Consider the following 311-nt stretch of genomic DNA (forward strand, 5'->3'; position numbering starts at 1 on the left):
TCGTGGGAGAGTAGGTCACCGCCAAACCTAATAAAATCTCGTAAAAAAATGATATCTCTCTAAAACGATCACAAAATTCCTCAGCTGAAATTTACTATATCCGCTGAGGGCGATAGCGGCCTCAAAAAGCACTCCGTGCAATAGGCCAATAAGCGTCGCGGGATGGAGCAGCCCGGTAGCTCGTCAGGCTCATAACCTGAAGGTCGTAGGTTCAAATCCTACTCCCGCAACCAAATTTACCGCACTCACAATATAAATGACTTGGCCCTCCGGCCCCTTGAAGCCGATGCCGTCGCACCCGTTGCAAGGGT

1 tRNA gene is annotated in these 311 nt (G+C 49.8%); it reads left to right on the forward strand.

Annotated elements, in window-relative coordinates:
* Positions 1–156 precede the first annotated feature (156 nt).
* Positions 157–233: transfer RNA gene (locus tag AB9K37_RS02930), tRNA-Met, on the forward strand.
* Positions 234–311 lie beyond the last annotated feature (78 nt).

Origin of the sequence: Donghicola sp. XS_ASV15, assembly GCF_041224595.1 — a bacterium.
Taxonomy (GTDB): Bacteria; Pseudomonadota; Alphaproteobacteria; order Rhodobacterales; family Rhodobacteraceae; genus Donghicola.